Origin of the sequence: Escherichia marmotae, assembly GCF_002900365.1 — a bacterium.
GTDB classification, from domain to species: domain Bacteria; phylum Pseudomonadota; class Gammaproteobacteria; order Enterobacterales; family Enterobacteriaceae; genus Escherichia; species Escherichia marmotae.
Window position 1 is genome coordinate 948647 of sequence record NZ_CP025979.1, and the last position, 13508, is coordinate 962154.

The following is a 13508-nucleotide window of genomic DNA, read 5'->3' on the forward strand; positions in this document are numbered from 1 at the left end:
TGTAAGGAGTATTTGATCATGTATAAGCAATGAAAAACAGCTTTAGGTAATAAGGAATATATCAATTATTGAACATTTAGTGCGAATTATTTAGTACAAAAAATCAGCGTTACGTGATCTTTCCCTGCCGGGAAATTATCTCCTACAGCCTGTCGGAAAGGCCGGTGATGGAGATGGTGAATACGATGCTGCACGATGCATTCTCAGTTCTCGGACCGGAGGATGCACCGTTGCAGCACACGGATCAGGGCTGGCAATATCGAATGGCAGGCTATCAGGCAAAGTTAAAGGCTCATGGAATAACACAAAGCATGTCGCGCAAGGGGAACTGCCTGGATAACGCAGTGATGGAGAACTTCTTCGGCACACTGAAATCGGAGTGTTTTTATCTGAACAGGTTCAGCGATCTGAATGAACTGAGGAAGGCGATAGAGGACTATATCCATTATTATAACAACGAGCGGATCAGCCTGAAATTAAAAGGCCTGAGTCCGGTAGAATACCGAACCCAGACCCTGAAAGCCGCTTAACATGAACTGTCCAACTTTATGGGGTCAGTCCAGATTTAATCTGGCTTTCCCGGCGATTAAGAAAGAGAAATATACTCCTCACTTTATTAATTATCTTACACAGAAACTATATAAAAAATCAGGATGCTCCATGCCGTAAAATATTTCGTGATCTATAAAATAAAAACCGAAGCTACACATTTCTACATTAAAACATTCAGGATAAATCTTCAAATGCTCTTTTATTAAAAAATCTAATAGCTGAGATGATTTTAAGATGACACCATAATTCCCTTTCTTTGTTCTATTAAACGGGTAAAAAACAACAATTCTCCTGATGGAATACCACCTTTAAATAATTCATAGTATAACGTTTCTAACGCTTCAGTTAAAGAAGAACCCCCCTCCCAGTCAACGTTGCTACGGATATAGTTAACATCAACACCACTTTTATAAGCTTCTGCATGAATACAAACAGCTTCGCTTATAGGATTAATATGTAAGAATGGTAAAGCATTGTTAATAATCGCGGAGAATTCTGCATTATTTAATTCTCTAATATTTTTCATTTATTTACCTGTAATTCTATATATATCATCTTCCAAAAAATATAATTTAAAATCATATTCCCATCGTCTGGTTTTGAACAAACCCGTGCGTCTTGTAAATATATATTACCGGGCAACAATGGACGAACATAATCACCAACAGTGCATCCCGATAAAAAGAGCAACAAAAAGAATCTCTTCACATGACGCCCGCAGGAAATAAATTAAGCACCTTTTTGTATTTTTCCGATAGAGTATTCACTGATTCAGTTGTATCTCCTACATAGTTAACATTTGCCAAATCAGCTACCAATCCATAGTTAATCAATAGCCAATAATCAGCAACTATAGATGCTTGTTGTTCCATTGAATAAGAAGCAATTGACTGTAAATTAAGATCGTAATGATAATTTGCCGCCCAGGAAAACAAACCACGCAACTTAACTGAATACCCTTTCTGATATTGCCAAACATGCATCATTTCATGAATAAACAAGTGAGAAGCACCAGCTACTGTTTCACGATCGCCAGGCATTGCTTGCGATGAAAAATCTGAACTATAAACAGCATCAGGATAATACATTTCCCCGTTTGGGGTCATCGCTGTTCTTTGATCCTACCCACGTAATGTGGACACGGCCCTAAGCGAGATTATGGTTTTCAAATTGTTCCGGGCTGAGACCGCCACAGGCACTGTGACGACGCCAGCGATTGTAATCACACTCGATATAATTAAACACCGTTGCCCGCATTATTTCCCGGCTGCTAAAGCGTCCCCCGTGGATACATTCCACCTTCAGCGAATGAAAGAAGCTTTCCACACAGGCATTGTCATAACAGTTGCCTTTCGCACTCATACTGCCGCGCAGGTTGTGTCGCTTCAGCAGCGCCTGATAATCCCCTGAACAGTATTGACCCCCACGGTCCGTATGAACAATGACGCTTGCCGGGCGTCTTCTCCGCCACAACGCCATTTGCAGTGCATCACAGGCCAGTTGTGCTCTCATTCGCGGTGACATCGACCAGCCAATAACGGCGCGTGACCACAGGTCGATGACTACTGCGAGATACAACCAGCCCTCATCGGTACGCAAGTACGTGATGTCACCCGCCCACTTCTGGTTCGGGCCGCTGGCGCTGAAGTCCTGCTCCAGCAGATTCTCCAATACGGGCAGGCCATGTGCACGGTAGCTGACCGGGCTGAACTTCCGGCCGGCTTTCGCCCGCAGCCCCTGACGACGCAGGCTGTCGTCAATGGTTTTAATATTGAACTCCGGCAGTTCGTCAGCAAGGCGGGGAGCACCGTATCGCTGCTTTGCCTCAAAGAATGCCTTATGAACAGCGGTATCGCAGGTGAGCCGAAACTGTGGGCGCAGGCTCATCTGGTGACGACGCCTGAGCCAGACATACCAGCCGCTGCGGGCAACCCGAAGTACACGACACATCGCTTTGATGCTGAACTCTGCCCGAGGATTTTCGATGAAGACATACTTCATTTCAGGCGCTTCGCGAAGTATGTCGCGGCCTTTTGGAGGATGGCCAGTTCCTCAGCCTACTCCGCCAGTTGTCGTTTAAGGCGGACATTTTCAGCGGCCAGTTCGCTTTCGCGCTCTGACGAACTCATTTGTTGCTGCTGTTTACTGCGCCAGGCATAAAGCTGAGATTCATACAGGCTGAGTTCACGGGCTGCGGCGGCCACACCGATGCGTTCAGCGAGTTTCAGGGCTTCGTTACGAAATTCAGGCGTATGTTGTTTACGGGGCTTCTTGCTGATTGATACTGGTTTTGTCATGAGTCACCTCTGGTTGAGAGTTTACTCACTTAGTCCTGTGTCCACTATTGGTGGGTAAGATCACTTTCCCCTTGACCTGGCAAGTGTTTTTCATTGTGGATCCATACCTTGTTATAATCAATTGTATTCTCAAAAATCGATCTGGCTAATGTTAATTCACCAGATGTCATTCTCCTTAATGACATCTCATTCCTCCTGGAAATAATATTTTTCAGATAAAAAACAAACGCTCTTTTATTATTTATTAAATAGAGTTCTCTTTGATGTTCAACATTTCAACTTTATGCAGTGTTGATGACATCATCTTCATAGACAATGAAATCAAAGCAAGTTATCAAAGTTTCCCATTACGATTACTTAACATTAACTCTCAGTATCTTTGTTTATCTATCTTCAATATCAATAGTTGATGCAAATGATTGCACGGATAACATAATCCTCATCAATTAATATCTGTAAACGCTACCGCCCCATCCTGATATCATGATCTGCACGTGGCTATCTTAACGTGATGCTCCATACATTAGTAATGTAAATCATGAATTCGGAATATATCAAATTCACTTCATAAATTAATATCGAGAATGATATACATATTAAAATTATATTGAAGTAATGTTTTAAGAGTTGTATTCCCCTGAAACCAGTCATACGCCAGTCCCTCACTGTTCAGTGATAATCAGCGAAGGGATATGTTGGCGACCAACCACACTAGTGACCACTGAAACCACGGGCGTTCAGAGCGACGAACGAGGAACAAAAGATCTGGTCTGCAATCGAGTACCCTCAACGCAACAATAGTTGTATCAGTCATAATTTCACCAGATTGCTATTTTGTCGTCAGTCGCTTTTATACCCATACATTTAGAGCGGGATCATTTTGCATCGTTACACGATAACAGGTAGGATTCTGCGCCGACAGTTATACCCATAAAGAATAATGGTGAAGGCTGTCATTGCCACGGTGAATAAACAAACCATGTGGTGTCATATATAACCTTTTAGCGAGAAACTCAGGGAGCGCAATGAGTAAACACGACACAGATACTTCAGATCAACACGCAGCGAAACGCCGCTGGCTTAATGCCCACGAAGAGGGCTATCACAAAGCGATGGGTAATCGCCAGGTGCAGATGATCGCCATTGGTGGCGCGATTGGTACTGGTTTGTTTTTAGGCGCAGGTGCCCGACTACAAATGGCGGGACCAGCACTGGCACTGGTTTATTTAATCTGCGGCTTGTTTTCGTTTTTTATTTTGCGTGCGTTGGGTGAGTTGGTATTACATCGCCCTTCCAGTGGCAGTTTTGTCTCATATGCCCGTGAGTTTTTGGGTGAGAAAGCCGCTTATGTTGCTGGCTGGATGTACTTCATCAACTGGGCAATGACCGGGATTGTCGATATTACTGCAGTTGCACTGTATATGCATTACTGGGGCGCGTTTGGCGATATTCCACAATGGGTATTTGCGCTCGGGGCATTAACCATCGTCGGCACCATGAATATGATAGGTGTAAAATGGTTTGCAGAGATGGAGTTCTGGTTTGCGCTGATTAAAGTTCTCGCCATTGTTACCTTTCTGGTCGTGGGTACAGTGTTCCTCGGTAGCGGTCAGCCACTGGATGGCAACACCACAGGATTTCATTTAATTACCGATAATGGCGGTATCTTCCCCCACGGTTTATTGCCTGCACTGGTGTTGATTCAGGGCGTAGTATTTGCTTTCGCTTCCATTGAGATGGTGGGAACTGCCGCCGGAGAATGTAAAGATCCGCAGACCATGGTGCCTAAAGCCATTAACAGCGTGATTTGGCGTATTGGTCTGTTTTATGTCGGTTCCGTGTTGTTGCTGGTGATGTTATTGCCGTGGAGCGCGTATCAGGCGGGGCAAAGTCCGTTTGTGACGTTCTTCTCTAAACTTGGCGTGCCGTACATCGGCAGCATTATGAATATCGTGGTGCTGACCGCCGCACTCTCCAGCCTGAACTCTGGCCTGTACTGCACCGGACGTATTTTACGCTCAATGGCAATGGGCGGTTCTGCACCAAGTTTTATGGCGAAAATGAGTCGCCAGCATGTTCCGTATGCCGGGATTCTGGCGACGCTGGTCGTGTATGTTGTCGGCGTATTCCTCAATTATCTGGTGCCGTCGCGCGTTTTTGAGATTGTGTTGAACTTTGCGTCGCTGGGAATTATCGCTTCGTGGGCGTTTATCATTGTTTGCCAGATGCGCCTGCGTAAAGCGATTAAAGAAGGTAAAGCGCAGGAAGTCAGTTTTAAACTCCCCGGCGCGCCCTTCACTTCCTGGCTGACTTTACTGTTTTTACTGTGCGTCCTGGTGCTGATGGCGTTCGATTATCCGAACGGGACTTATACCATCGCGGCACTGCCGGTTATCGGTATTCTGCTGGTTGTGGGTTGGTTTGGTGTGCGTAAACGCGTTGCCGAAGTTCACAGCACTGCGCCAGTCATCGAGGAAGATGAAGAAAAACAGGAAATTGTGTTTAAGCCTGAAACGGCGAGTTAATTGCAAAATTGCCCGGTTTAAAGCCGGATGCGGCGTAAATGCCTTATCCGGCTAACAAACTCTAAATAAATCAAATAATTATGCGTGTTGTAGGCCTGATAAGACGCGACAGCGTTGCATCAGGCATTGTGCTCCGCTTGCCGGATGCGGCGCTAGCGCCTTATCAGACCTACGAAAGACAAACTCCCCTGTGTCGATTACAGCGCAATACGAATCACATCGTCCGGCTGGGTAGCTTCCTGCTGTTTAGTGGATTTTTGTTTAACACTGACATACAGCGTTTTGCCATCGGCAGACAGCGCCAGGCTGTTCGGATGGGTCGGCGTATCGAACGTTTTCACTACCTTGTAGGTTTTCGCGTCAATCACACTGACTTTACCTGCCTGACGATGTGTCACATAGGCTTCATTACGCGCCGGGTTAAACAGCACAGCCAGTGATTCCGGTGCCGCTACCTTCGCCAGAATATTGCCTTCACGAGTATCAACCACCAGCACTTCCGCAGCTTTGGAGTCGGTGATAAACGCACGCTGGTTGGCGGTATCGAGACTAATGTTGATAAAGAAGTGCTCTTTGCCATCATCCAGCAACTTTTTACGGCTCAAAATTTTGTTGTCGGTGGTGTCGATAGTAATCAATTCACCGTCAGCGTTGGTGGTATAGAGACGTTTGCCTTTGCTATCCAACGCCAGGCCAGTGCTCATTTTACCGGTGTTCTGGATGGCAGTTTTCAGTTTGATATTCTCACCGTCAATCACCCAGACCACGCTCTCCTTCCCAATACCGCTGATGTAAACGGTATTCGTGGCATCATCTGCTACCAGTTCACGCGGCTGCAGCGGGCGCACCTCTTCCGTGCGCTTACGATCATCCAGCACCAGACGCCCTTTCACTTCGCCCGTTTTGGCATCGATCGCCGTGACCGCGCTGTTTACGGTGTTACCAAACCACAACGTCTGGGTGGCATTGTTAATGGTGGCGCCAAACGGTTTGAGATCATTATGAATCACCTGAGTCACTTCCAGAGTGACCGGATCGAGACGATAAACCACCCCGCCTTTATCCAGTTTGCGGCTTTGCGATGTAGCGAGCCACAGCGCATTTTCCTGCTGGCTATAAGCCATTTCGTAAGCGCCTTTACCTACCGCTTTACGCAGCATTTCTTCCGCTGCCTGCGTGCTGAACGATGAAGCAACGAGCAATGAACCTAACAGTAATGAACCACGCAGACGCGATGAGAACAGATGACGTAAATGCATGACGACTCCCTTTGATGAACCGATATTTTTGCTGCTTCACAATGCTTCGCTGAGCGTAATCTTCGTTACACCCTTGTTATAAATGGGAATGGTAATCATTATTTTCTCAAATGTGGAGTATTTCTTGCTGTTACGACTACAATTTTCTCAATTGGTTAACGTATCGTGCCGTTTTGTTTTCTATAAATTTACAAATTCATTACCATAGCGATGTTTTTCCATTCTTAACCTGGCTTTTTTCATGAAGATTTTTTCCGTCCGACAGACTGTTTTATCTGCGCTGATTGTCCTTTCCCCATCCGTTTTTGCCGCCAATGAACAAACCATGATTGTGAGTGCCACACCACAGGTGGTTTCAGAGCTGGATACCCCAGCGGCGGTCAGTGTGGTTGATGGCGAAGAGATGCGCCTGGCAACACCTCGCATTAACTTGTCTGAATCACTGACCAGCGTGCCTGGTTTACAGGTACAAAACCGGCAGAACTATGCGCAGGATTTACAGTTGTCGATTCGTGGATTTGGTTCCCGCTCTACTTACGGGATCCGCGGGATTCGCCTGTATGTGGACGGCATTCCCGCCACCATGCCCGACGGGCAAGGACAAACGTCTAATATCGATTTAAGTAGCGTGCAAAACGTGGAAGTACTGCGTGGCCCCTTTTCCGCCCTCTATGGCAACGCTTCCGGTGGGGTGATGAATGTCACCACACAAACGGGGCAACAACCGTCAGGCATTGAAGCCAGCAGTTACTATGGCAGTTTTGGTAGCTGGCGTTACGGGTTGAAGGCAACGGGAGCAATGGGTGACGGCACACAGGCTGGCGATGTCGATTACACCGTTTCGACCACACGTTTTACGACCCACGGCTACCGTGACCATAGTGGTGCACAGAAAAATTTAGCCAATGCCAAATTGGGCGTACGTATTGATGATGCCAGCAAATTAAGCCTGATTTTTAATAGTGTGGATATCAAAGCAAACGACCCCGGTGGGTTGACCGAAGCAGAATGGAAAGCGGATCCGCAACAAGCTCCTCGCGCTGAACAGTACGATACACGGAAAACCATCAAGCAAACTCAGGCTGGAGTGCGTTATGAGCGTAGTCTTAGCGCCAGCGATGAGATGAGCGTGATGATGTACGCGGGTGAGCGTGAAACGACCCAGTACCAGTCAATCCCGATGGCACCACAACTTACCCCGTCACACGCAGGCGGCGTGATTACGCTGCAACGCCATTATCAGGGAATAGACAGTCGCTGGACACACCGCGGCGAACTGGGTGTTCCGTTCACTTTAACCACCGGTTTAAACTATGAAAACATGAGTGAAAACCGCAAGGGCTACAATAACTTCCGCTTGAATTACGGCATACCAGAATACGGGCAAAAAGGTGATTTGCGCCGCGACGAGCGTAATCTGATGTGGAACGTCGATCCCTATTTACAGACCCAGTGGCAACTGACTGACAAACTGTCACTGGATGCTGGCGTGCGCTATAGCTCAGTATGGTTTGATTCCAACGATTATTACATTACTCCCGGTAACGGCGATGACAGCGGAGATGCCAGTTATCACAAATGGCTGCCAGCCGGATCGTTAAAATACGCCATCACCGATGCCTGGAATATCTATCTGGCAGCGGGACGCGGCTTTGAAACGCCGACCATTAATGAACTTTCATACCGTGCCGATGGGCAAAGCGGGATGAACTTTGGTTTAAAACCGTCCACCAACGATACAATCGAAATCGGCAGTAAAACGCGTATTGGCGATGGTCTGTTTAGCCTCGCAGTGTTCCAGACCGATACTCATGATGAAATCGTTGTCGATAGCAGTAGCGGTGGGCGTACCACTTATAAAAATGCCGGGAAGACGCGTCGTCAGGGAGCCGAGCTGGCGTGGGATCAACGTTTCGCCGGAGATTTCCGCGTAAAAGCGTCGTGGACCTGGCTTGATGCAACATATCGCAGCAACGTTTGTAACGATCAGAACTGTAATGGTAACCGGATGCCAGGGATCGCCCGCAATATGGGCTTTGCGTCTTTAGGTTACGTACCAGAAGAAGGCTGGTATGCCGGTACAGAAGCGCGATATATGGGCGATATTATGGCTGATGACGAAAACACGGCAAAAGCGCCCTCTTATACTCTCGTTGGTTTGTTTACCGGCTATAAATATAATTACCGCAATATGACGGTGGATTTATTTGGCCGGGTCGATAATTTATTCGACAAAGAATATGTCGGATCGGTGATTGTTAATGAATCCAATGGCCGATATTACGAGCCAGCACCTGGACGGAATTATGGTATTGGCGTAAATCTCGCATGGCGGTTTGAATAATATTACGTGGTGGCGGTATAACACCGCCACCTGTTTTGTTAATTGTCATCCGCCACACGAATAACGACTTTGCCGAAGTTTTTACCTTCTAACAGGCCAATAAAAGTCTGTGGGGCATTTTCTAAACCGTCGGTCATTTGCTCGCGATAATGGATTTTCCCCTCTTTCACCCATTGCACCATCTCCTGCTGGAACTCATGGATCCGGTGCCCATAATCCTGGCTGATAATAAAGCCTTGCAGACGAATACGTTTTTTCAGCACCGTGGCCATCAGCAACGGTAAACGATCCGGACCAGATGGCAATTCCGTCGCATTATAGCCGCTCACTAAGCCGCAGACAGGAATGCGCGCGGATTATTGAGCAACGGCAACACGGCATCAAACACTTTACCGCCCACATTTTCATAATAGATATCAACACCTTTCGGACACGCCTTCGTCAGTTGCTCAGCAAAATCATCCGCATGGTGATCAAGGCAAACATCGAAACCCAGTACATCAGTAGCATGGCGGCATTTTTCAGCGCCACCGGCAACACCCACCACCCGACAGCCTTTCAGTTTGCCGATTTGCCCCACCGTTGCGCCAACAGGGCCGGTTGCAGCAGCAACCACCAGCGTTTCCCCCTTTTTAGGTTGACCGATATCCAGCAAGCCCATATAAGCGGTAAAACCAGGCATCCCCAGCACACCCAGCGACCACGAAGGGTTTTGTGGCTGATCGCCAAGTTTCACCAGTTCATCACCGCTGGATATGTCATAGTCCTGCCAGCCGCTGTAGCCCAGCACCCAGTCGCCAGGCTGGTAGTCCGGATGATTTGATTCCACCACCCGGCTCACCGTGCCGCCAACCATCACGCCACCAATATCAACCGGTGGTGAATAGGATGGCTCATCGCTCATGCGCCCGCGCATATATGGGTCCAGCGACAGATAAACTGTGCGCAGTAACACCTGACCTTCACCTGGCGTGGCAACGTCATCTTCTTCCAGACGGAAATTCTCCGGAACCGGCGCTCCATGCGGACGCGAGGCCAGAACCCAACGGCGGTTACGCTGCTTTTGTTGCCCCATAATGATCTCCTGTGCTTTTGGCATGAATCCATCAATGGTAGCAGGCTCACGTGGTTAGATGTGTTTGTATGCATCACATTCGTCCAGCAATACACAATAATTTCATTGTAGATTGCGTTGCTTCCGGCTGTTTTCGATAGTATTGATAGCATCATTACTATTCGATGTTTTATAGAGGCTCGACATGTCCATCCGTTTTGCCCGCAAAGCCGATTGTGCTGCAATTGCAGAAATTTATAACCACGCCGTGTTGTATACGGCGGCTATCTGGAACGACCAAACGGTGGATGCAGATAACCGAATCGCCTGGTTTGAAGCGCGAACATTATCCGGTTATCCGGTGCTGGTGAGCGAAGAAAATGGCGTTGTCACGGGGTATGCCTCATTTGGTGACTGGCGTAGTTTCGACGGTTTTCGCCATACAGTGGAACATTCGGTATATGTTCATCCGGATCATCAGGGCAAAGGTCTTGGGCGCAAATTGTTAAGCCGGTTGATTGATGAAGCGCGGGATTGCGGGAAGCATGTCATGGTTGCCGGGATCGAGTCGCAAAATCAGGCCTCGCTGCATCTACACCAGTCGCTGGGATTTGTCGTCACCGCACAAATGCCGCAGGTAGGCACTAAATTTGGTCGCTGGCTGGATCTCACCTTTATGCAGTTGCAACTCGACGAACGCAGTGAACCGGACGCTATCGGATGAATCAGTCGCTTACCCTTGCCTTTTTGATCGCCGCCGGGATTGGCCTGGTAGTGCAAAACACATTGATGGTGCGCATCACTCAGACCTCCTCCACCATTCTCATCGCCATGCTACTGAACTCACTGGTGGGAATTGTGCTGTTCGTGTCTATTTTGTGGTTTAAACAAGGGATGGCAGGGTTTGGCGAACTGGTGTCCAGCGTGCGTTGGTGGACTCTAATCCCTGGTTTGCTGGGATCATTTTTTGTCTTCGCCAGTATCAGCGGGTATCAAAATGTGGGGGCGGCAACGACCATTGCAGTACTGGTCGCCAGCCAACTTATTGGAGGTCTGGTACTGGATATTTTCCGCAGTCATGGCGTGCCACTTCGGGCGTTGATTGGTCCAATTTGCGGAGCGGTTTTATTGGTAGTTGGCGCCTGGTTGGTGGCCAGACGCACGTTTTAATCAGAGGATGGTGCCACCTTTCGTTAACTGTTCGTGGCGCGCTTCCATATCTTCTTTATGCTTGCGTCCGTGATGGGCGATTGCTGTGCGCAAACGCTGTTGCTGGGTGTAGCGATCTTCCCGGCTTAACTCTGCGTCATCGCTCAGGGCGATTAACAATTCGTTCATATGGGCAATGACGCTCTCCTCAATCGCGGCATCCACGCGCGCGATGACCTCATCCAGATGCGACATACTTTCTCCTTAGCCACTTGTGAAATTTATCGATTCACTCAAATGATATAAGTCTGCGTTGTGCCGTCAAGCCAGCGAGTAAGATTTAAAACAGTGAAAACAGTAGCGCCACTGGAAAACTCATCGGCCATGTGATCCCCACCAGAAAGGCGCTCAGAAAGCGAATGCTCTTCTTATCGTGGGAAAGAAACCAGGTAATAAGAAAGGCGATTACTGCCATAACAGCATAAAAAACAAGCAAACATTGAAAAAGAGACATGTACAGGCATCCAGCCAGGTGAATAAAACGCGCGCAAATATGCGTCATTTCTTGATGCACATCAAGTTTTCAATCCATTTAAGATAAATTCAATAACCTACGGCATGCTCTTGTCCATCTTCAGAATGAGTATGATTGCGGATTTTCCCAACCCGTACTATACACATAGGGGCTATGACAAAAGGTGGCAAAAATGAACGTTTCCAGTAAAACTGTAGTGCTGATAAATCTCTTTGCTGCTGTTGGGTTGTTTACTCTTATCTCTATGAGATTTGGTTGGTTTATTTGATGTAGCGATATTGCACGCAGCACGTACTGTCAGAGAGAAATCAACTCTCTGACAGTAGGTTAGATCCTCTCACACTCTCCAGATTTACAACACTATCCTTAATGCTTAACCATTACGTGGCGTACTACGGTGTAATCTTCCAGCCCATAAAGTGACATATCTTTGCCATAACCAGAAAGTTTCTGCCCGCCGTGCGGCATTTCACTGACCAGCATGAAGTGGGTATTGACCCAGGTGCAGCCATATTGCAGACGAGCGCTCACGCGATGCGCCCGACCGACATCTTTCGTCCACACCGAAGAGGCCAACCCGTACTGACTGTCATTCGCCCAGTTAACCACTTGCTCTTCGTTGTCGAAGGCCGTCACGCTCACTACCGGGCCAAATACCTCTCTTTGAACGATGGCATCTTCTTGTAACGCACCGGCCAGCAGTGTAGGCGCATAATAATAGCCGTTACCCTGCCGTTTTTCACCGCCGGTGATCACCTTAATGTGTCCCGTCGCCTTCGCCTCTTCCACCGCCCTGCTGACGCGTTCGAGATGTGCCAGTGAGCTTAACGGCCCCAGCTCTGTGGCACCATCATCCGGTGCACCAGATTTTAACGTTGCCACTGCGGCACCTAGTTTTTCCACCAGCGCGTCGTAAATACCTTTTTGCGCGTAGATACGACAGGCAGCAGTGCAATCTTGTCCGGCATTGTAATAGCCAAAGGTGCGCACACCTTCGACCACTGCTTCAATATCTGCATCATCAAAGACAATCACTGGTGCTTTACCGCCCAGTTCCATGTGGGTGCGCTTTATGGATGATGCTGTATGGCTGATGATGTGCTCACCGGTAGCGATAGACCCCGTCAGCGACACCATGCGCACTTTTGGATGTCCGGTCAGCGGATCACCCACCGTTTTACCTCTGCCAAACAGTACGTTGATCACGCCTGGCGGGAAGATATCTTTCGCCAGTTCTGCCAGTTTCAACGCAGTCAGCGGTGTAATTTCTGATGGTTTAAGCACTACGCAGTTCCCCGCCGCCAGCGCCGGAGCCAGTTTCCACGCTGCCATCATCAACGGGTAGTTCCAGGGGGCGATAGAGGCCACAACACCTAATGGATCGCGGCGAATCATTGATGTATGACCTTCAAGATATTCACCCGCCGCCAGACCATTCAGGCAGCGCGCAGCGCCGGCGAAAAAGCGAAAGACATCGACAATCGCCGGAATCTCATCATTAAAAGCACTATGCAGCGGTTTGCCACAGTTACGGGACTCCAGTTCGGCAAAAACCTGACCGTTCTCTTCGATAACATCCGCCAGTTTCAGCAGGCATTCCGCACGCATTTTCGGCGTGGTTTGCCCCCACCCGACAAATGCGGCATCTGCCGCGCGAACAGCGGCATCAACCTGCTCTGCGGTTGCCTCGGCAATCTCCAGTAATACTTCTCCCGTTGCCGGATTATAGACAGGCTGTTTTTCCCCTTCGCCGCTGACCAGTTCTCCGTTAATCAGTAACTTATGTTGCATAG

At 48.2% G+C, this 13508-nt stretch carries 11 protein-coding genes and 5 pseudogenes; 6 read left to right on the top strand and 10 right to left on the bottom strand.

Annotated features, from left to right (window positions below; translation table 11 throughout):
• Window positions 1-131 precede the first annotated feature (131 nt).
• A pseudogene (locus tag C1192_RS05090) lies at window positions 132-530 on the top strand (IS3 family transposase); the annotation flags it as partial.
• 251 nt (window positions 531-781) lie between these two features.
• On the opposite strand, the gene C1192_RS05095 reads toward C1192_RS05090, so the two are convergent.
• The 5 genes and pseudogenes from C1192_RS05095 to C1192_RS25875 form a co-directional block, all read right to left on the bottom strand.
• Entirely contained in the window at window positions 782-1078 is a 297-nt protein-coding gene (locus C1192_RS05095) for a hypothetical protein (RefSeq protein ID WP_038355721.1), read from the bottom strand.
• A 20-nt stretch (window positions 1079-1098) separates the two neighbouring features.
• Window positions 1099-1260: pseudogene (locus C1192_RS26035) on the bottom strand (lipoprotein); the annotation flags it as partial.
• Entirely contained in the window at window positions 1257-1658 is a 402-nt protein-coding gene (locus C1192_RS05105) for a type IV secretion protein Rhs (protein ID WP_038355722.1), read from the bottom strand. The pseudogene C1192_RS26035 and the gene C1192_RS05105, both read right to left, overlap by 4 nt.
• 40 nt (window positions 1659-1698) lie before the next feature.
• Window positions 1699-2849: pseudogene (locus tag C1192_RS05110) on the bottom strand (IS3 family transposase).
• A gap of 65 nt (window positions 2850-2914) precedes the next feature.
• Window positions 2915-3034: pseudogene (locus C1192_RS25875) on the bottom strand (type IV secretion protein Rhs); the annotation flags it as partial.
• 840 nt (window positions 3035-3874) lie between these two features.
• Between C1192_RS25875 and ansP the strand changes: the two are divergent.
• Window positions 3875-5374 (top strand): L-asparagine permease, encoded by a 1500-nt coding sequence (ansP, locus tag C1192_RS05125; protein WP_001516412.1) that lies wholly within the window; start codon window positions 3875-3877, stop codon window positions 5372-5374.
• A gap of 197 nt (window positions 5375-5571) precedes the next feature.
• On the opposite strand, the gene yncE is transcribed toward ansP, so the two are convergent.
• The gene (yncE, locus tag C1192_RS05130; protein WP_038355804.1) at window positions 5572-6633 is read right to left on the bottom strand and encodes a 7-bladed beta-propeller protein YncE; all 1062 of its coding nucleotides are present in this window, start codon (window positions 6631-6633) and stop codon (window positions 5572-5574) included.
• 241 nt (window positions 6634-6874) lie between these two features.
• On the opposite strand from yncE, the gene pqqU reads away from it, so the two are divergent.
• Window positions 6875-8977 carry a TonB-dependent receptor PqqU gene (pqqU, locus tag C1192_RS05140; RefSeq protein ID WP_000689392.1) on the top strand — a complete coding sequence of 701 codons (2103 nt, stop codon included), beginning with the start codon at window positions 6875-6877 and terminating at the stop codon, window positions 8975-8977.
• A gap of 38 nt (window positions 8978-9015) precedes the next feature.
• On the opposite strand, the pseudogene curA reads toward pqqU, so the two are convergent.
• Window positions 9016-10052: pseudogene (gene curA, locus C1192_RS05145) on the bottom strand (NADPH-dependent curcumin/dihydrocurcumin reductase).
• A 184-nt stretch (window positions 10053-10236) separates the two neighbouring features.
• Here curA and C1192_RS05150 point away from each other — a divergent pair.
• Together C1192_RS05150 and C1192_RS05155 are read left to right on the top strand one after the other, a co-directional pair.
• Entirely contained in the window at window positions 10237-10755 is a 519-nt protein-coding gene (locus C1192_RS05150) for a GNAT family N-acetyltransferase (RefSeq protein ID WP_001516415.1), read from the top strand.
• Window positions 10752-11201 carry a DMT family transporter gene (locus C1192_RS05155; protein ID WP_001076542.1) on the top strand — a complete coding sequence of 150 codons (450 nt, stop codon included), beginning with the start codon at window positions 10752-10754 and terminating at the stop codon, window positions 11199-11201. The genes C1192_RS05150 and C1192_RS05155 overlap by 4 nt, the downstream gene beginning before the upstream one ends.
• Here the strand turns inward: C1192_RS05155 and ydcY are convergent, their stop codons facing one another.
• Together ydcY and C1192_RS05165 are read right to left on the bottom strand one after the other, a co-directional pair.
• Entirely contained in the window at window positions 11202-11435 is a 234-nt protein-coding gene (ydcY, locus tag C1192_RS05160) for a DUF2526 family protein YdcY (protein WP_000018633.1), read from the bottom strand. It lies immediately after the preceding gene.
• Window positions 11436-11520: 85 nt separating this feature from the next.
• Window positions 11521-11694: a GhoT/OrtT family toxin gene (locus C1192_RS05165; protein WP_001516416.1), complete on the bottom strand. Its 174-nt coding sequence runs from the start codon at window positions 11692-11694 to the stop codon at window positions 11521-11523.
• 193 nt (window positions 11695-11887) lie between these two features.
• Here C1192_RS05165 and yncL point away from each other — a divergent pair, with 193 nt between their 5' ends.
• On the top strand, window positions 11888-11983 hold the full coding sequence (gene yncL / locus C1192_RS05170; RefSeq protein WP_071985532.1) for a stress response membrane protein YncL: 96 nt from the start codon (window positions 11888-11890) through the stop codon (window positions 11981-11983).
• 98 nt (window positions 11984-12081) lie between these two features.
• Here yncL and patD read toward each other — a convergent pair whose 3' ends face one another.
• On the bottom strand, window positions 12082-13506 hold the full coding sequence (gene patD, locus C1192_RS05175; protein ID WP_038355803.1) for an aminobutyraldehyde dehydrogenase: 1425 nt from the start codon (window positions 13504-13506) through the stop codon (window positions 12082-12084).
• Window positions 13507-13508 lie beyond the last annotated feature (2 nt).